Origin of the sequence: Streptomyces sp. NPDC048507, from assembly GCF_043199995.1 — a bacterium.
Classification (GTDB): Bacteria; Actinomycetota; Actinomycetes; order Streptomycetales; family Streptomycetaceae; genus Streptomyces.
In genome coordinates this window covers 746,543-763,340 of the sequence record NZ_JBICWZ010000003.1, presented here as the reverse complement: position 1 = coordinate 763,340, position 16,798 = coordinate 746,543, and the positions used below count along the sequence as shown (strand labels likewise).

28 protein-coding genes are annotated in these 16,798 nt (G+C 66.8%); all 28 read left to right on the top strand.

Annotated elements, in window-relative coordinates; genetic code table 11:
• Positions 1 to 15 precede the first annotated feature (15 nt).
• Positions 16 to 852 carry a 50S ribosomal protein L2 gene (gene rplB / locus ACGFXC_RS12630; protein WP_008739715.1) on the top strand — a complete coding sequence of 279 codons (837 nt, stop codon included), beginning with the start codon at positions 16 to 18 and terminating at the stop codon, positions 850 to 852.
• A gap of 12 nt (positions 853 to 864) precedes the next feature.
• Positions 865 to 1,146, top strand: a complete 282-nt coding sequence (gene rpsS, locus ACGFXC_RS12625; RefSeq protein ID WP_361913648.1) for a 30S ribosomal protein S19 — start codon at positions 865 to 867, stop codon at positions 1,144 to 1,146.
• A 43-nt stretch (positions 1,147 to 1,189) separates the two neighbouring features.
• Positions 1,190 to 1,537, top strand: coding sequence for a 50S ribosomal protein L22 (gene rplV, locus ACGFXC_RS12620; RefSeq protein ID WP_214946990.1), 348 nt, complete (start codon positions 1,190 to 1,192; stop codon positions 1,535 to 1,537).
• Complete coding sequence (gene rpsC / locus ACGFXC_RS12615) at positions 1,537 to 2,376, top strand: 30S ribosomal protein S3 (protein WP_007265905.1); 840 nt, start codon at positions 1,537 to 1,539, stop codon at positions 2,374 to 2,376. The genes rplV and rpsC overlap by 1 nt, the downstream gene beginning before the upstream one ends.
• 5 nt (positions 2,377 to 2,381) lie before the next feature.
• The gene (gene rplP / locus ACGFXC_RS12610; RefSeq protein WP_030026326.1) at positions 2,382 to 2,801 is read left to right on the top strand and encodes a 50S ribosomal protein L16; all 420 of its coding nucleotides are present in this window, start codon (positions 2,382 to 2,384) and stop codon (positions 2,799 to 2,801) included.
• A complete protein-coding gene (gene rpmC / locus ACGFXC_RS12605; protein ID WP_008739703.1) occupies positions 2,801 to 3,025 on the top strand; it encodes a 50S ribosomal protein L29 in 225 nt (74 codons plus the stop codon). The genes rplP and rpmC overlap by 1 nt, the downstream gene beginning before the upstream one ends.
• Complete coding sequence (gene rpsQ, locus ACGFXC_RS12600) at positions 3,025 to 3,306, top strand: 30S ribosomal protein S17 (RefSeq protein ID WP_030008467.1); 282 nt, start codon at positions 3,025 to 3,027, stop codon at positions 3,304 to 3,306. The genes rpmC and rpsQ overlap by 1 nt, the downstream gene beginning before the upstream one ends.
• A gap of 106 nt (positions 3,307 to 3,412) precedes the next feature.
• Complete coding sequence (rplN, locus tag ACGFXC_RS12595; RefSeq protein WP_008739701.1) at positions 3,413 to 3,781, top strand: 50S ribosomal protein L14; 369 nt, start codon at positions 3,413 to 3,415, stop codon at positions 3,779 to 3,781.
• Between the two features lie 2 nt (positions 3,782 to 3,783).
• Positions 3,784 to 4,107 (top strand): 50S ribosomal protein L24, encoded by a 324-nt coding sequence (gene rplX / locus ACGFXC_RS12590; protein WP_351821600.1) that lies wholly within the window; start codon positions 3,784 to 3,786, stop codon positions 4,105 to 4,107.
• Entirely contained in the window at positions 4,107 to 4,658 is a 552-nt protein-coding gene (rplE, locus tag ACGFXC_RS12585; protein ID WP_030154702.1) for a 50S ribosomal protein L5, read from the top strand. The genes rplX and rplE overlap by 1 nt, the downstream gene beginning before the upstream one ends.
• A 5-nt stretch (positions 4,659 to 4,663) precedes the next feature.
• Positions 4,664 to 4,849 carry a type Z 30S ribosomal protein S14 gene (locus tag ACGFXC_RS12580; protein ID WP_003956452.1) on the top strand — a complete coding sequence of 62 codons (186 nt, stop codon included), beginning with the start codon at positions 4,664 to 4,666 and terminating at the stop codon, positions 4,847 to 4,849.
• Between the two features lie 222 nt (positions 4,850 to 5,071).
• Positions 5,072 to 5,470, top strand: a complete 399-nt coding sequence (gene rpsH, locus ACGFXC_RS12575) for a 30S ribosomal protein S8 (RefSeq protein ID WP_007265911.1) — start codon at positions 5,072 to 5,074, stop codon at positions 5,468 to 5,470.
• Positions 5,471 to 5,490: 20 nt separating this feature from the next.
• On the top strand, positions 5,491 to 6,030 hold the full coding sequence (rplF, locus tag ACGFXC_RS12570) for a 50S ribosomal protein L6 (RefSeq protein ID WP_351821604.1): 540 nt from the start codon (positions 5,491 to 5,493) through the stop codon (positions 6,028 to 6,030).
• Positions 6,031 to 6,032: 2 nt separating this feature from the next.
• Positions 6,033 to 6,416, top strand: coding sequence for a 50S ribosomal protein L18 (gene rplR / locus ACGFXC_RS12565; protein ID WP_030026334.1), 384 nt, complete (start codon positions 6,033 to 6,035; stop codon positions 6,414 to 6,416).
• Between the two features lie 45 nt (positions 6,417 to 6,461).
• Positions 6,462 to 7,064, top strand: a complete 603-nt coding sequence (gene rpsE / locus ACGFXC_RS12560) for a 30S ribosomal protein S5 (RefSeq protein ID WP_351821608.1) — start codon at positions 6,462 to 6,464, stop codon at positions 7,062 to 7,064.
• Positions 7,064 to 7,246 (top strand): 50S ribosomal protein L30, encoded by a 183-nt coding sequence (rpmD, locus tag ACGFXC_RS12555; RefSeq protein ID WP_053682614.1) that lies wholly within the window; start codon positions 7,064 to 7,066, stop codon positions 7,244 to 7,246. The genes rpsE and rpmD overlap by 1 nt, the downstream gene beginning before the upstream one ends.
• 2 nt (positions 7,247 to 7,248) lie before the next feature.
• Complete coding sequence (gene rplO, locus ACGFXC_RS12550; RefSeq protein ID WP_053682613.1) at positions 7,249 to 7,704, top strand: 50S ribosomal protein L15; 456 nt, start codon at positions 7,249 to 7,251, stop codon at positions 7,702 to 7,704.
• Positions 7,705 to 7,893: 189 nt separating this feature from the next.
• Entirely contained in the window at positions 7,894 to 9,207 is a 1,314-nt protein-coding gene (gene secY / locus ACGFXC_RS12545) for a preprotein translocase subunit SecY (protein WP_351821610.1), read from the top strand.
• Complete coding sequence (locus ACGFXC_RS12540; protein ID WP_393712095.1) at positions 9,207 to 9,854, top strand: adenylate kinase; 648 nt, start codon at positions 9,207 to 9,209, stop codon at positions 9,852 to 9,854. Before secY ends, ACGFXC_RS12540 begins: the two co-directional genes overlap by 1 nt.
• 93 nt (positions 9,855 to 9,947) lie before the next feature.
• Entirely contained in the window at positions 9,948 to 10,799 is an 852-nt protein-coding gene (gene map / locus ACGFXC_RS12535; RefSeq protein ID WP_393712093.1) for a type I methionyl aminopeptidase, read from the top strand.
• Positions 10,800 to 10,941: 142 nt separating this feature from the next.
• On the top strand, positions 10,942 to 11,163 hold the full coding sequence (gene infA / locus ACGFXC_RS12530; protein WP_003956442.1) for a translation initiation factor IF-1: 222 nt from the start codon (positions 10,942 to 10,944) through the stop codon (positions 11,161 to 11,163).
• Positions 11,164 to 11,237: 74 nt separating this feature from the next.
• Complete coding sequence (rpmJ, locus tag ACGFXC_RS12525) at positions 11,238 to 11,351, top strand: 50S ribosomal protein L36 (RefSeq protein WP_003956441.1); 114 nt, start codon at positions 11,238 to 11,240, stop codon at positions 11,349 to 11,351.
• A gap of 200 nt (positions 11,352 to 11,551) precedes the next feature.
• Positions 11,552 to 11,932, top strand: coding sequence for a 30S ribosomal protein S13 (gene rpsM, locus ACGFXC_RS12520; RefSeq protein ID WP_351821620.1), 381 nt, complete (start codon positions 11,552 to 11,554; stop codon positions 11,930 to 11,932).
• 54 nt (positions 11,933 to 11,986) lie between these two features.
• Entirely contained in the window at positions 11,987 to 12,391 is a 405-nt protein-coding gene (gene rpsK, locus ACGFXC_RS12515) for a 30S ribosomal protein S11 (RefSeq protein WP_003956432.1), read from the top strand.
• Positions 12,392 to 12,528: 137 nt separating this feature from the next.
• Complete coding sequence (locus tag ACGFXC_RS12510; RefSeq protein WP_008739666.1) at positions 12,529 to 13,551, top strand: DNA-directed RNA polymerase subunit alpha; 1,023 nt, start codon at positions 12,529 to 12,531, stop codon at positions 13,549 to 13,551.
• A gap of 97 nt (positions 13,552 to 13,648) precedes the next feature.
• The gene (gene rplQ, locus ACGFXC_RS12505; RefSeq protein WP_393712090.1) at positions 13,649 to 14,140 is read left to right on the top strand and encodes a 50S ribosomal protein L17; all 492 of its coding nucleotides are present in this window, start codon (positions 13,649 to 13,651) and stop codon (positions 14,138 to 14,140) included.
• 104 nt (positions 14,141 to 14,244) lie between these two features.
• A complete protein-coding gene (truA, locus tag ACGFXC_RS12500) occupies positions 14,245 to 15,096 on the top strand; it encodes a tRNA pseudouridine(38-40) synthase TruA (protein ID WP_393712088.1) in 852 nt (283 codons plus the stop codon).
• A 53-nt stretch (positions 15,097 to 15,149) separates the two neighbouring features.
• Positions 15,150 to 16,769: an ABC-F family ATP-binding cassette domain-containing protein gene (locus ACGFXC_RS12495; protein WP_393712086.1), complete on the top strand. Its 1,620-nt coding sequence runs from the start codon at positions 15,150 to 15,152 to the stop codon at positions 16,767 to 16,769.
• Positions 16,770 to 16,798 lie beyond the last annotated feature (29 nt).

Genomic DNA, 16,798 nt, shown 5'->3' with positions numbered 1-16,798 from the left:
GACGAGGACTGAGAAATGGGTATCCGCAAGTACAAGCCGACGACCCCGGGCCGTCGTGGCTCCAGCGTCGCCGACTTTGTCGAGATCACGCGGTCCACGCCGGAGAAGTCGCTGGTTCGCCCCCTGCACAGCAAGGGCGGCCGTAACAACACCGGTCGGATCACCGTTCGCCACCAGGGTGGTGGACACAAGCGCGCCTACCGCGTGATCGACTTCCGTCGTCACGACAAGGACGGCGTGCCGGCCAAGGTCGCGCACATCGAGTACGACCCCAACCGCACCGCGCGCATCGCGCTCCTGCACTACGCGGACGGCGAGAAGCGCTACATCATCGCGCCGAAGGCTCTGAAGCAGGGCGACCGGATTGAGAACGGCCCCACGGCCGACATCAAGCCCGGTAACAACCTCGCGCTCCGTAACATCCCGGTCGGTACCACGATCCACGCGATCGAGCTCCGTCCCGGTGGTGGCGCCAAGTTCGCCCGTTCCGCGGGCGCCTCCGTGCAGCTGCTGGCGAAGGAGGGCACCATGGCCCACCTCCGCATGCCGTCGGGCGAGATCCGTCTCGTCGACGCGCGCTGCCGCGCCACGGTCGGCGAGGTCGGCAACGCCGAGCAGTCGAACATCAACTGGGGCAAGGCCGGCCGTATGCGCTGGAAGGGCGTTCGCCCGTCCGTCCGCGGTGTCGCGATGAACCCGGTCGACCACCCGCACGGTGGTGGTGAGGGTAAGACCTCCGGTGGTCGCCACCCGGTCTCCCCGTGGGGTCAGAAGGAGGGTCGTACTCGCTCGCCGAAGAAGGCTTCGAGCAAGTACATCGTCCGCCGCCGCAAGACGAACAAGAAGCGCTAGGAGCGGGTTTAGATGCCGCGCAGTCTCAAGAAGGGACCCTTCGTCGACGGACACCTCCTGAAGAAGGTGGACGTCCAGAACGAAGCCGGTACCAAGAACGTCATCAAGACCTGGTCCCGTCGCTCGATGATCATCCCCAGCATGCTGGGTCACACCATCGCGGTGCACAACGGCAAGACCCACGTCCCGGTGTTCGTCACCGAGTCGATGGTCGGCCACAAGCTCGGCGAGTTCTCGCCGACTCGCACCTTCCGCGGCCACGTCAAGGACGACCGGAAGTCGAAGCGCCGCTAAAGGCGGGGTGGTTACGACTATGACTTACACCGAAGGGACAACCATGGAAGCCAGGGCCCAGGCGCGGTACATCCGCGTCACGCCCATGAAGGCCCGCCGAGTGGTGGACCTTATCCGTGGCATGGATGCCACGGAGGCTCAGGCGGTCCTGCGTTTCGCCCCGCAGGCCGCGAGCGTGCCGGTTGGCAAGGTGCTGGACAGCGCCATTGCCAATGCCGCACACAACTACAACCACCCGGACGCCACCACGCTGGTCATCAGCGAGGCGTACGTGGACGAGGGCCCGACCCTGAAGCGGTTCCGTCCGCGTGCCCAGGGCCGTGCCTACCGGATCCGCAAGCGGACCAGCCACATCACCGTGGTCGTCAGCAGCAAGGAAGGTTCCCGGTAATGGGCCAGAAGGTAAACCCGCACGGGTTCCGGCTCGGCATCACCACCGACTTCAAGTCGCGTTGGTACGCCGACAAGCTGTACAAGGACTACGTCAAGGAAGACGTCGCCATCCGCAGGATGATGACGTCCGGCATGGAGCGCGCCGGCATCTCGAAGGTTGAGATCGAGCGCACCCGTGACCGCGTGCGTGTGGACATCCACACCGCTCGTCCGGGCATCGTCATCGGCCGCCGTGGCGCCGAGGCCGACCGCATCCGCGGTGACCTCGAGAAGCTCACGGGCAAGCAGGTCCAGCTGAACATCCTCGAGGTCAAGAACCCCGAGCTCGACGCTCAGCTGGTTGCCCAGGCCGTTGCCGAGCAGCTTTCCTCCCGCGTCTCCTTCCGTCGTGCCATGCGCAAGAGCATGCAGGGCACCATGAAGGCCGGCGCCAAGGGCATCAAGATCCAGTGTGGCGGCCGTCTCGGCGGCGCCGAGATGTCCCGCTCCGAGTTCTACCGCGAAGGCCGTGTGCCGCTGCACACCCTGCGCGCGAACGTGGACTACGGCTTCTTCGAGGCCAAGACCACCTTCGGCCGTATCGGTGTGAAGGTCTGGATCTACAAGGGCGACGTCAAGAACATCGCCGAGGTTCGCGCCGAGAACGCTGCGGCCCGTGCGGGTAACCGCCCGGCCCGTGGTGCCGGCGCTGGCGACCGTCCCGCCGGCCGTGGTGGCCGTGGTGGCGAGCGCGGCGGCCGTGGTGGCCGCAAGCCGCAGCAGGCTGCTGGTGCCGAGGCCCCCAAGGCCGACGCTCCCGCCGCCGCTCCGGCTGAGAGCACCGGAACGGAGGCCTGACCGACATGCTGATCCCTCGTAGGGTCAAGCACCGCAAGCAGCACCACCCGAAGCGCCGCGGTATGGCCAAGGGCGGTACTGAGGTCTCGTTCGGCGAGTACGGCATCCAGGCGCTCACCCCCGCCTACGTGACGAACCGCCAGATCGAGGCGGCTCGTATCGCGATGACCCGCCACATCAAGCGTGGCGGCAAGGTCTGGATCAACATCTACCCGGACCGTCCGCTGACGAAGAAGCCGGCCGAAACCCGCATGGGTTCCGGTAAGGGTTCTCCCGAGTGGTGGATCGCGAACGTGCACCCGGGCCGGGTCATGTTCGAGCTGTCCTACCCGAACGAGAAGATTGCTCGTGAGGCGCTCACCCGCGCTGCTCACAAGCTTCCGATGAAGTGCCGGATTGTTCGGCGCGAGGCAGGTGAGTCGTGATGGCGACGGGAACCAAGGCGTCCGAGCTGCGTGAGCTCGGCAACGAGGAGCTCGTTGGCAAGCTGCGCGAGGCCAAGGAGGAGCTGTTCAAGCTCCGCTTCCAGGCGGCCACGGGTCAGCTGGAGAACAACGGCCGGCTCAAGTCCGTCCGTAAGGACATCGCTCGCATCTACACCCTGATGCACGAGCGTGAGCTCGGTATCGAGACGGTGGAGAGCGCCTGATGAGCGAGAACAACGTGACTGAGAAGACCGAGCGCGGTTTCCGCAAGACCCGTGAGGGTCTGGTCGTCAGCGACAAGATGGACAAGACCGTCGTCGTCGCCGTCGAGGACCGCGTGAAGCACGCCCTGTACGGCAAGGTCATCCGCCGTACGAACAAGCTCAAGGCGCACGACGAGCAGAACGCTGCCGGCGTCGGCGACCGCGTCCTCATCATGGAGACGCGTCCGCTGTCGGCGAGCAAGCGCTGGCGCATCGTCGAGATCCTCGAGAAGGCCAAGTAAGCACCTGAGGGGTTTCCCTTAGGTTCGTTCCGCCAGGCTCGGTGGGGGCCGCCGCTCTTCGGAGCGGAGCCCCCGCCGGGAACCGGCAGACAAACAGGAGATACACGTGATCCAGCAGGAGTCGCGACTGCGTATCGCCGACAACACTGGTGCCAAGGAAATCCTTTGCATCCGTGTTCTCGGTGGTTCCGGTCGCCGCTACGCGGGCATCGGTGACGTCATCGTCGCCACCGTCAAGGACGCGATCCCCGGTGGCAACGTGAAGAAGGGTGACGTCGTCAAGGCGGTCATCGTTCGCACCGTCAAGGAGCGTCGCCGCCAGGACGGCTCGTACATCCGCTTTGACGAGAACGCCGCCGTCATTCTGAAGAACGACGGCGACCCTCGCGGCACCCGTATCTTCGGCCCGGTGGGCCGTGAGCTGCGCGAGAAGAAGTTCATGAAGATCATCTCGCTCGCGCCGGAGGTGCTGTAAGCATGAAGATCAAGAAGGGCGACCTGGTTCAGGTCATCACCGGTAAGGACAAGGGCAAGCAGGGCAAGGTCATCGCGGCCTTCCCCGCCAACGACCGCGTCCTCGTCGAGGGTGTCAACCGGGTCAAGAAGCACACCAAGGCCGGCCAGACCGCTGGTGGCTCGCAGACCGGTGGCATCGTGATCACCGAGGCGCCGGTCCACGTCAGCAACGTTCAGCTGGTCGTGGAGAAGGACGGCCAGAAGGTCGTCACCCGCGTCGGTTTCCGCTTCGACGACGAGGGCAACAAGATCCGCGTTGCCAAGCGGACGGGTGAGGACATCTGATGGCTACCACTCCGCGTCTCAAGACGAAGTACCGCGAGGACATCGCGGGCAAGCTGCGTGAAGAGTTCTCCTACGAGAACGTCATGCAGATCCCCGGCCTCGTGAAGATCGTGGTCAACATGGGTGTGGGCGACGCCGCCCGCGACTCCAAGCTGATCGACGGCGCCATCCGCGACCTGACGACGATCACCGGTCAGAAGCCGGCCGTCACGAAGGCCCGCAAGTCCATCGCGCAGTTCAAGCTGCGCGAGGGTCAGCCGATCGGCTGCCACGTCACCCTCCGTGGTGACCGCATGTGGGAGTTCCTGGACCGTACGCTGTCGCTCGCGCTGCCGCGTATCCGTGACTTCCGTGGTCTGTCGCCGAAGCAGTTCGACGGCCGTGGCAACTACACCTTCGGTCTCACGGAGCAGGTCATGTTCCACGAGATCGACCAGGACAAGATCGACCGTACCCGGGGTATGGACATCACCGTGGTCACCACGGCGACCAACGACGCTGAGGGCCGCGCGCTCCTTCGTCACCTCGGCTTCCCCTTCAAGGAGGCGTAAGCGAGATGGCGAAGAAGGCTCTCATCGCGAAGGCTGCCCGCAAGCCCAAGTTCGGTGTGCGTGCGTACACCCGCTGCCAGCGCTGCGGTCGCCCCCACTCCGTGTACCGCAAGTTCGGCCTGTGCCGCGTCTGCCTTCGTGAGATGGCTCACCGTGGCGAGCTGCCGGGCGTGACCAAGAGCTCCTGGTAATTCCCTCTGTCCGCAAGGACTTGAGGAGTACCAGGCACTCTCGGTAAGCATCTGGTCGGCGGATGCCCGGCCGCGCATGCCTTAGGCTTGTGTGGTTGGGCGTCCGCCGCCCATAACGACTTACTACGCCGTAGGTCCCCGCGCCGCACCCGTCCCGCCTCTGAGTGGGGAGAGGGATGGCGCATACAGGAAACCCCGGCGAGAGAGGCCGAAGGCCACTTCATGACCATGACTGACCCGATCGCAGACATGCTCACTCGTCTGCGTAACGCTAACTCGGCGTACCACGACACCGTCGTGATGCCGCACAGCAAGATCAAGTCGCACATCGCGGAGATCCTCAAGCAGGAGGGTTTCATCACCGGCTGGAAGGTCGAGGACGCCGAGGTCGGCAAGAACCTCGTCCTCGAGCTGAAGTTCGGGCCGAACCGTGAGCGCTCCATCGCGGGCATCAAGCGGATCTCGAAGCCCGGTCTGCGCGTGTACGCGAAGTCCACCAACCTGCCGAAGGTCCTCGGCGGCCTGGGCGTGGCGATCATCTCCACGTCCCACGGTCTCCTGACCGGCCAGCAGGCAGGCAAGAAGGGCGTAGGTGGGGAAGTCCTCGCCTACGTCTGGTAGTCGGGAACGGAGGAAAAGCAATGTCGCGAATCGGCAAGCTCCCCATCCAGGTTCCCGCCGGTGTGGACGTCACCATCGTCGGCCAGACGGTCTCCGTGAAGGGCCCCAAGGGTGCCCTCGCGCACACCGTCAAGGCGCCGATCGAGATCGTCAAGGGTGAGGACGGCGTTCTGAACGTCACCCGCCCGAACGACGAGCGTCAGAACAAGGCCCTGCACGGCCTGTCCCGCACGCTGGTGGCGAACATGATCACCGGCGTGACCACGGGGTACGTCAAGGCTCTCGAGATCAGCGGTGTCGGTTACCGCGTCGCCGCGAAGGGCTCCGACCTGGAGTTCCAGCTTGGCTACAGCCACCCGATCCTGATCGAGGCGCCCGAGGGCATCTCGTTCAAGGTCGAGTCGCCCACCAAGTTCTCGGTCGAGGGCATCGACAAGCAGAAGGTCGGCGAGGTCGCCGCCAACATCCGCAAGCTGCGGAAGCCCGACCCGTACAAGGCCAAGGGTGTCAAGTACGCCGGCGAAGTCATCCGCCGCAAGGTCGGAAAGGCTGGTAAGTAGCCATGGCATACGGTGTGAAGATCGCCAAGGGCGACGCGTACAAGCGCGCTGCCAAGGCTCGCCGCCACATCCGCATCCGCAAGAACGTCTCGGGTACGGCGGAGCGTCCGCGCCTCGTCGTGACGCGTTCCAACCGCAACATCGTTGCTCAGGTCATCGACGACCTCCAGGGTCACACCCTGGCGTCGGCGTCGACCCTGGACGCTTCGATCCGCGGTGGCGAAGGCGACAAGAGCGCCCAGGCCCAGGCTGTCGGCGCGCTCGTCGCCGAGCGTGCCAAGGCCGCGGGTGTCGAGACCGTCGTGTTCGACCGCGGTGGCAACCGATACGCCGGGCGCATTGCCGCTCTGGCTGACGCCGCCCGCGAAGCCGGGCTGAAGTTCTAAGCCCCGGTTCCGGGACTCACGGACGTAACAGAGAGAGGTAATCCAATGGCTGGACCCCAGCGCCGCGGAAGCGGTGCCGGTGGCGGCGAGCGGCGGGACCGGAAGGGTCGCGACGGTGGCCCTGCCGCCGAGAAGACCGCTTACGTTGAGCGCGTCGTCGCGATCAACCGCGTCGCCAAGGTTGTCAAGGGTGGTCGCCGCTTCAGCTTCACCGCGCTGGTCGTGGTGGGCGACGGTGACGGCACCGTAGGTGTCGGTTACGGCAAGGCCAAGGAAGTTCCCGCGGCCATCGCCAAGGGTGTCGAGGAAGCCAAGAAGTCCTTCTTCAAGGTTCCGCGCATCCAGGGCACGATCCCTCACCCGATCACGGGCGAGCGTGCCGCGGGCGTCGTGCTGCTGAAGCCGGCTTCCCCCGGTACCGGTGTTATCGCCGGTGGCCCGGTGCGCGCCGTTCTGGAGTGCGCCGGCGTTCACGACATCCTGTCGAAGTCGCTCGGCTCTTCGAACGCGATCAACATCGTGCACGCGACCGTGGCGGCCCTCAAGGGCCTCCAGCGTCCCGAGGAGATCGCGGCTCGCCGTGGTCTGCCCCTCGAGGACGTTGCCCCCGCGGCGCTCCTTCGTGCACGTGCCGGGGCGGGTGTCTAATGGCCCGCCTCAAGATCACGCAGACGAAGTCGTACATCGGTAGCAAGCAGAACCACCGCGACACGCTGCGTTCGCTCGGGCTCAAGCGCCTGAACGACGTCGTCGTCAAGGAGGACCGCCCCGAGTTCCGCGGAATGGTGCAGACCGTCCGCCACCTCGTGACGGTTGAGGAGGTTGACTAATCATGGCTGAGAACAGCCCGCTGAAGGCCCACAACCTCCGTCCCGCCCCCGGTGCCAAGACCGCGAAGACCCGTGTCGGTCGTGGTGAGGCGTCGAAGGGTAAGACGGCCGGTCGTGGTACGAAGGGCCAGAAGGCCCGTTACCAGATCCCGCAGCGCTTCGAGGGTGGGCAGATGCCCCTCCACATGCGCCTGCCGAAGCTCAAGGGCTTCAAGAACCCGTTCCGCACCGAGTTCCAGGTCGTGAACCTGGACAAGCTCGGCGCTCTCTACCCCGAGGGTGGAGAGGTCACGGTGGCCGACCTGGTCGCCAAGGGCGCGGTGCGCAAGAACAGCCTCGTCAAGGTCCTGGGCCAGGGCGAGATCTCCGTGGCGCTGCAGGTTTCGGTTGACGCCGTCTCCGGCTCCGCCAAGGAGAAGATCGCCGCTGCCGGCGGCACCGTCACCGAGCTCGTCTAAGACGAAAAACTCGGTGACAAATAGCTAGAAACCCGACCGGGGATGCCTCACATATGGGGCATCCCCGGTTGGTCGTTCCACGGGGGGCGCAGACGCCGGTAAGGTGGCCTGCACCTTTGCTCGTACGTATTCGTCGATCCCTCAGACCGTCACCTCTGACGCAGTAGCGCGGGGGTCGCAGGAGGCACCGTGCTCACCGCGTTCGCCCGGGCGTTCAAGACGCCCGACCTGCGCAAGAAGCTGCTCTTCACGCTCGGCATCATCGTGCTGTATCGGCTCGGGTCCCACATCCCGGTACCCGGCGTGAGCTACAAGAACGTTCAGATCTGTGTCGACTCGATGGGCACCAGCAACAGCCTCTTCGGTCTCGTCAACATGTTCAGCGGCGGTGCGCTGCTGCAGATCACGATCTTCGCGCTCGGCATCATGCCGTACATCACGGCCAGCATCATCCTGCAGCTGCTGACCGTGGTCATCCCGAAGCTGGAGAACCTCAAAAAAGAGGGTCAGTCCGGCACGGCGAAGATCACTCAGTACACGCGCTATTTGACGGTCGCGCTCGCGATCCTTCAGGGCACCGGACTGGTCGCCACCGCGCGCACCGGCGCCCTGTTCGGTAGCTGCCCGGTCGCTCGGGAGATCGTCCCGAACCACTCGATCTTCACCACCGTCGTCATGGTGATCACCATGACCGCCGGCACTTGCGTCGTGATGTGGCTCGGTGAGCTCATCACCGACCGCGGCATCGGCAACGGCATGTCGATCCTCATGTTCATCTCCATCGCCGCCGGCTTCGTCGGCGCGCTGTGGACGATCAAGCTCCAGGGCAAGATCGCCGGAGGCTGGGTCGAGTTCGGCGTGGTCATCCTGGTCGGCCTCGCGATGGTGGCCCTGGTGGTCTTCGTCGAGCAGGCGCAGCGCAGGATCCCTGTTCAGTACGCCAAGCGCATGATCGGCCGCCGGGCTTACGGCGGTACGTCCACCTACATCCCGCTCAAGGTGAACCAGGCCGGTGTCATCCCGGTCATCTTCGCCTCGTCGCTGCTGTACATCCCGGCCCTGATCGTGCAGTTCAGCGGCTCGCAGGCCGGCTGGGCGGTCTGGATCCAGAAGCACTTCGTCAAGGGCGACCACCCGTACTACATCGCGGCCTACTTCCTCCTGATCGTGTTCTTCGCGTTCTTCTACGTGGCGATCTCGTTCAACCCCGAGGAAGTTGCGGACAACATGAAGAAGTATGGTGGCTTCATCCCGGGCATCCGCGCCGGCCGGCCCACCGCCGAGTACCTGAGCTACGTACTCAACCGCATCACGTGGCCCGGCTCGCTGTACCTGGGTCTGATCGCACTCGTGCCGACAATGGCGTTGGCGGGCTTCGGGGCGAACCAGAACTTCCCGTTCGGCGGGACGAGCATCCTCATCATCGTGGGTGTGGGTCTGGAAACCGTGAAGCAGATCGAGAGCCAGCTCCAGCAGCGCAATTACGAAGGGTTCCTCCGCTGATGCGAATCGTCCTCGTCGGACCTCCCGGTGCGGGCAAGGGAACGCAGGCCGCGTTCCTTGCCAAGAACCTGTCGATCCCGCACATCTCCACGGGCGACCTCTTCCGCGCCAACATCAGTCAGAACACGGAGCTGGGCCGTCGCGCGAAGGCGTTCATGGACGCCGGTGACCTCGTCCCCGACGAGATCACCATCGGGATGGCCAAGGACCGCATGGAGCAGCCGGACGCCGCGAACGGCTTCCTGCTCGACGGCTTCCCGCGGAACGTGTCTCAGGCCGAGGCCCTGGACGAGATGCTGGGGGGCGCGGGCATGAAGCTCGACGCCGTTCTCGACCTGGAGGTCGAGGAGGACGAGGTCGTCAAGCGGATCGCCGGCCGGCGGATCTGCCGCCTGGACTCCGCGCACGTCTTCCACGTGGCGTACGCGGCTCCGAAGGCCGAGGGTGTCTGCGACACCTGCGGCGGCGAGCTGTACCAGCGCGACGACGACTCCGAGTCGACGGTCCGCAACCGGCTGGAGGTCTACCACACGCAGACCGAGCCGATCATCGACTACTACCGGGCGCAGGGCCTCGTGGTGACGATCGCGGCCCTCGGTGAGGTGCACGAGATCACCAAGCGGGCGATGGACGCCCTGAAGAAGTAGTACCCCCGTTGTGCAGGTACGGCCGCGGTGTCCCCAGGGCATCGCGGCCGTACTGTTGAGAAGACCCGTTCCGAAGCTGGAAGGCACGCCCCCATGGTGCAGATCAAGACCCCCGAGCAGATCGCGAAGATGCGCGAGGCAGGGCTGGTCGTCGCCGCGATCCACGCGGCGACCCGTGAGGCGGCCGTTCCGGGTGCCACGACGCGGGATCTGGACATGGTGGCCCGGAAGGTGATCGCGGACGCGGGCGCCAAGTCGAACTTCCTCGGCTACGGCGGTTTCCCCGCGACCATCTGCACGTCGGTGAACGAGGTCGTCGTCCACGGCATCCCGGACGACAAGACGGTCCTCAAGGACGGCGACATCATCTCCATCGACGCCGGCGCGATCGTGGACGGCTGGCACGGCGACGCGGCGTACACGGCCTTCGTGGGCACGGGTCACGCTCCGGAGCTGGTCGAGCTGTCGCGGGTGACGGAGGAGTCGATGTGGGCCGGCATCGCGGCCATGAAGCTGGGCAACCGCCTGGTGGACATCTCCAAGGCGATCGAGACCTACATCCGGCGCCAGCCGCGTCCCTCCACCGGTGAGCACAGCCTCGGCAAGTTCGGGATCATCGAGGACTACGGCGGCCACGGCATCGGCTCCGAGATGCACATGGACCCGCACCTGCTGAACTACGTCTCGCGCAAGCGCGGCAAGGGCATCAAGCTCGCTCCGGGCGTCTGCCTGGCGATCGAGCCCATGGTCTCCCTGGGCACCGCCCAGACGGAGGTCCTGGCGGACGACTGGACGGTCATCACGACGGACGGCACCTGGTCCTCGCACTGGGAGCACTCCATCGCCCTGACCGAGGCGGGTCCGATCGTCCTGACCAGCCCCGACTGCGGCAAGGCGAAGCTGGCGGAGTACGGGGTCACCACGGCTCCCGACCCGCTGGCGTAATGATCTACACTCTGGGGCACACTTTCCGGATTCGTCTTTCTGGGTGCCCTGACGTAGACTGACTCGTCGGCTCTCGTGCACTTCCATGCCTGCATGTGTGGCGCACGAAGCCGATCAAGGTAGCCGATTCGAAGGGCGAAGCGTGGCCAAGAAGCAAGGTGCCATCGAAATCGAGGGCACCGTGATCGAGTCCCTCCCGAACGCGATGTTCAAGGTGGAACTGCAGAACGGTCACAAGGTCCTCGCGCACATCAGCGGCAAGATGCGCATGCACTACATCCGCATCCTCCCGGATGACCGGGTCGTCGTGGAGCTGTCTCCGTACGACCTGACGCGTGGCCGGATCGTCTACCGATACAAGTAGATCTTGTCTTCACTCCGGCCCGGACATCTCGTCCCGGCGCGGGTGGTGGCACTGACCCGGAGAACCTCACCAACATGAAGGTCAAGCCGAGCGTCAAGAAGATCTGCGACAAGTGCAAGGTGATCCGCCGTCACGGCCGGGTCATGGTCATCTGCGACAACCTGCGCCACAAGCAGCGCCAGGGCTGACGCACGCCGACCGACCTGCCTTCCGCAGTTCTTCGCGCGACGTAAGAAAACGTACATACGCAGAACCCGCCCAGCCCTGAGAGGGGCCGGCGGTACCTCCGGCGGGGGCCGGGGACCCGGGCGTACCATCACCCACTTTCGGGTGGTCGGCGGTCGGGGTCGGTTCTGCGGAAGACCCCCGAACACACAGGAGCCATTGAATGGCACGCGTTTCCGGTGTTGACATCCCGCGCGAAAAGCGTGTGGAGATCGCACTCACCTACGTCTTCGGTATCGGGCGCACCCGGTCCAAGGAGATCCTCGCCTCCACCGGCGTGAACCCCGACACCCGCGTTCGTGACCTGGCCGAAGAGGACCTGGTCAAGATCCGCGAGTACGTGGACGCCAACCTCCGTACCGAGGGTGACCTCCGCCGCGAGATCCAGGGCGACATCCGCCGCAAGATCGAGATCCAGTGCTACCAGGGCATCCGCCACCGTCGTGGCCTGCCGGTGCACGGTCAGCGCACCAGCACCAACGCGCGTACCCGCAAGGGCCCGCGTCGCGCGATCGCCGGTAAGAAGAAGCCGGGCAAGAAGTAGTCCTGTTCAGCGGTCTTGCGCTGTAGGACCGACCACCTCCCGTAGGAGATTTAGATGCCCCCCAAGGGTCGTCAGGGCGCTGCCAAGAAGGTGCGCCGCAAGGAAAAGAAGAACGTCGCTCACGGGCACGCCCACATCAAGAGCACGTTCAACAACACCATCGTCTCGATCACGGACCCCTCGGGCAACGTGATCTCCTGGGCCTCCGCCGGCCACGTCGGCTTCAAGGGCTCGCGCAAGTCCACCCCCTTCGCCGCGCAGATGGCCGCCGAGTCGGCCGCCCGCCGCGCGCAGGAGCACGGCATGCGCAAGGTCGACGTCTTCGTCAAGGGTCCCGGCTCCGGCCGTGAGACCGCGATCCGCTCCCTCCAGGCCACCGGCCTCGAGGTCGGCTCGATCCAGGACGTCACCCCCACCCCGCACAACGGCTGCCGCCCGCCGAAGCGCCGCCGCGTCTGACGCAGCGGACGCACCTGTGCGTCTTTGAGTGTCCGGGCGGTACGAACCCCTTCGGGGGGACGTGCCGCCCGTACCCTTGCTGTACGTAGTGCCCGTCGGACGTCAAATAGTGGGCGTCCACGACTGAAGGAACACACATGCTGATCGCTCAGCGTCCCTCGCTGACCGAAGAGGTCGTCGACGAGTACCGCTCGCGGTTCGTGATCGAGCCGCTGGAGCCGGGCTTCGGCTACACCCTCGGCAACTCGCTCCGCCGTACCCTCCTGTCCTCCATCCCGGGTGCCGCTGTCACCAGCATCCGCGTGGACGGCGTCCTGCACGAGTTCACCACCGTGCCGGGCGTCAAGGAAGACGTCACCGACATCATCCTCAACATCAAGCAGCTGGTCGTCTCCTCGGAGCACGACGAGCCGGTCGTGATGTACCTGCGCAAGCAGGGTCCCGGCCTGGTCACCGCTGCCGACATCGCGCCCCCGGCCGGTGTCGAGGTGCACAACCCGGACCTGGTCCTCGCCACGCTCAACGGCAAGGGCAAGCTGGAGATGGAGCTGACCGTCGAGCGCGGTCGCGGCTACGTCTCCGCCGTCCAGAACAAGCAGCTGGGCCAGGAGATCGGCCGCATCCCGATCGACTCCATCTACAGCCCGGTCCTCAAGGTCACCTACAAGGTCGAGGCGACCCGAGTCGAGCAGCGCACCGACTTCGACAAGCTGATCGTCGACGTGGAGACCAAGCAGGCCATGCGCCCGCGCGACGCCATGGCGTCCGCCGGCAAGACCCTGGTCGAGCTGTTCGGCCTGGCGCGCGAGCTCAACATCGACGCCGAGGGCATCGACATGGGCCCCTCGCCGACGGACGCGGCCCTGGCCGCCGACCTGGCGCTGCCGATCGAGGAGCTGGAGCTCACGGTCCGCTCGTACAACTGCCTCAAGCGCGAGGGCATCCACTCCGTGGGTGAGCTCGTGGCGCGTTCCGAGGCCGACCTGCTCGACATCCGCAACTTCGGTGCGAAGTCGATCGACGAGGTCAAGGCGAAGCTGGCCGGCATGGGCCTGGCCCTCAAGGACAGCCCGCCCGGATTCGACCCGACCGCCGCCGCCGACGCCTTCGGCGCCGACGACGACGCGGACGCCGGTTTCGTCGAGACCGAGCAGTACTGAGCTTCGGCTCGCAGAGAAGACTTTCCCGGGGCGTCCGCCCCGGGGGAACTGTCACCGGTACCTGACACGGCCGGTGCAGAAATGAAGGAGTAACACCATGCCGCGTCCCGCAAAGGGTGCCCGTCTGGGCGGCAGCGCCGCGCACGAGAAGCACCTCCTCGCGAACCTCGCGAAGGCGCTCTTCGAGCACGGCCGCATCACCACCACCGAGGCCAAGGCCCGTCGCCTGCGTCCCTACGCCGAGCGTCTGGTCACCAAGGCCAAGAAGGGCGACATCCACAACCGTCGCCTGGTGCTGCAGACGATCACGGACAAGAGCATCGTGCACACGCTGTTCACCGAGATCGCCCCGCGCTACGAGAACCGCCCCGGTGGTTACACGCGCATCACCAAGATCGGCAACCGTCGTGGCGACAACGCCCCGATGGCGGTCATCGAGCTGGTCGAGGCCCTGACGGTCGCCCAGCAGGCCACTGGTGAGGCCGAGGCCGCCACCAAGCGCGCGGTGAAGGAGGCGGAGGCCAAGGCCGAGGCCACCGAGACCGAGGCCGCCGAGGCGCCCGCCGCCGAGGAGACCAAGGAGGCCTGATCCCGCTCCGGGATCGAGCTTGCTTGATCGGCTCTGAACGGGCCCGCCCCCTTACCGGGGCGGGCCCGTTCTGCGTTTCCGCACGTTCTGAGAGGATCTGTCACGTGAGTGACGAGGTGGAGCCCGGACACGTCCGGGTCAGGCTGGACCTGAGCTACGACGGCAAGGACTTCTCCGGCTGGGCGAAGCAGCGCACGCTGCGGACCGTCCAGGGCGAGCTGGAGAGCGCGCTGGCGACGGTGATGCGGCTGAAGGAGCCCGTCGACCTGACCGTGGCCGGGCGCACCGACGCCGGGGTGCACGCGCGCGGCCAGGTGGCGCAGTTCGACCTCGCCGAGGAGGTGTGGGCCGAACACCACGACAAGCTGCTGCGCCGGCTCGCCGGGCGGCTGCCGCACGACGTGCGGGTGTGGCGGGCCGCCGAGGCGCCCGAGGGCTTCAACGCCCGGTTCTCGGCGATCTGGCGCCGCTACGCGTACCGCGTCGGCGACCACCAGGCCGGAGTGGACCCGCTGCGCCGCGGCCACGTGCTGTGGCACCAGTGGCCGCTGGACGTGGACGCGATGAACGAGGCCGCCGCCGCGTTGCTCGGCGAGCACGACTTCGCCGCGTACTGCAAGAAGCGCGAGGGCGCCACGACCATCCGTACGCTCCAGCAGCTCAGCTGGGAGCGTGCCGACGACGGGATCGTCACCGCGACCGTGCGGGCCGACGCCTTCTGCCACAACATGGTCCGCTCGCTCGTCGGAGCCCTGCTGCACGTGGGCGACGGGCACCGGCCGGTGGAGTGGCCCGGGCAGGTGCTGGCCGCCGCCGTACGGGATTCCTCGGTGCACGTGGTGAAGCCGCACGGGCTCACCCTGGAGGAGGTCGGCTACCCGGCGGACGAGCTGCTCGCCGCCCGCAGCAAGGAGGCCCGCAACCTGCGCACCCTGCCGGGCGCCGGCTGCTGCTGACCGGAGGGTAATCCGGTTGGGTGGATCGCGGCGGGACCGGGAGAATGCCCCGCATGGGACATCTCGAAGCCAGCCACCTGGAGTACTACCTTCCCGACGGGCGGGTCCTGCTCCCCGACGTCTCCTTCCGCGTGGGGGAGGGGTCGGTGGTGGCCCTGGTGGGGGCGAACGGCGCCGGCAAGACCACCCTGCTCAAGCTGATCTCCGGGGAGCTCCAGCCGCACGGCGGCGGGGTCACGATCAGCGGCGGCCTCGGCGTGATGTCGCAGTTCGTGGGCTCGGTCCGGGACGAGACGACCGTACGGGACCTGTTGGTGTCGGTGGCGCAGCCGCGGCTGCGGGAGGCCGCGAAGGCGGTCGACCGGGCCGAGCAGCTGATCCTGACGGTGGACGACGAGGCCGCGCAGATGGCGTACGCGCAGGCGCTCAGCGACTGGGCGGACGTACAGGGGTACGAGGCGGAGACGCTGTGGGACGTCTGCACCATGGCCGCGCTGGCGATCCCGTACGACAGCGCGCAGTTCCGCGAGGTGCGCACGCTGTCGGGCGGTGAGCAGAAGCGGCTGGTCCTGGAGGCGCTGCTGCGCGGGCCGGACGAGGTGCTGCTGCTCGACGAGCCGGACAACTACCTCGACGTGCCGGGCAAGCGCTGGCTGGAGGAGCAGCTCGCCGCCACCCGCAAGACGGTGCTGTTCGTCTCCCACGACCGGGAGCTGCTGACCCAGGCGGCGGAGAAGATCATCAGCCTGGAGGCCAGTCCGACGGGCAGCGACGTGTGGGTGCACGGCGCGGGCTTCTCCACCTACCACGACGCGCGCAAGGAGCGCTTCGCGCGCTTCGAGGAGCTCAAGCGGCGCTGGGACGAGGAGCACGCCCGGCTGCGGGCGCTGGTGCTGCGGCTGCGCAACCAGGCGGCGAGCAGCCCGGACATGGCCTCGCGCTACCGGGCTATGCAGACGCGCTTCCAGAAGTTCGAGGAGGCCGGCCCGCCGCCGGAGCCGCCGCGCGAGCAGGACATCCGGATGCGGCTCAAGGGCGGGCGCACCGGGGTGCGCGCGCTGACGGTGGAGAACCTGGAGCTGACGGGGCTGATGAAGCCCTTCTCGCTGGAGGTCTTCTACGGGGAGCGGGTCGCGGTGCTCGGCTCGAACGGTTCCGGCAAGTCGCACTTCCTGCGGCTGCTGGCGGGCGAGGACGTGCAGCACACGGGGACCTGGAAGCTGGGCGCGCGGGTGCTGCCCGGGCACTTCGCGCAGACGCACGCGCACCCGGAGCTCTTCGGGCGGACGCTCGTCGACATCCTGTGGACGGAGGCGGCCAAGCCGCTGGGGCAGGCGATGGGCGCCCTGCGCCGGTACGAGCTGGAGCGGCAGGGCGAGCAGCCCTTCGAGAAGCTCTCGGGCGGTCAGCAGGCGCGCTTCCAGATCCTGCTGCTGGAGCTGGCCGGAACCACGGCGCTGCTGCTGGACGAGCCGACGGACAACCTGGACCTGGAGTCGGCGGAGGCCTTGCAGGACGGGCTGGAGGCGTACGACGGGACCGTCCTGTGCGTCACCCACGACCGGTGGTTCGCGCGCACATTTGACCGTTACCTGGTCTTCGGTTCGGACGGTGTTGTGCGCGAGACTCAGGAGCCCGTCTGGGACGAACGCAGGGTCGACCGCAAGCGCTGACGCGCGGCCCGCGCGTGCGACGGACGGAG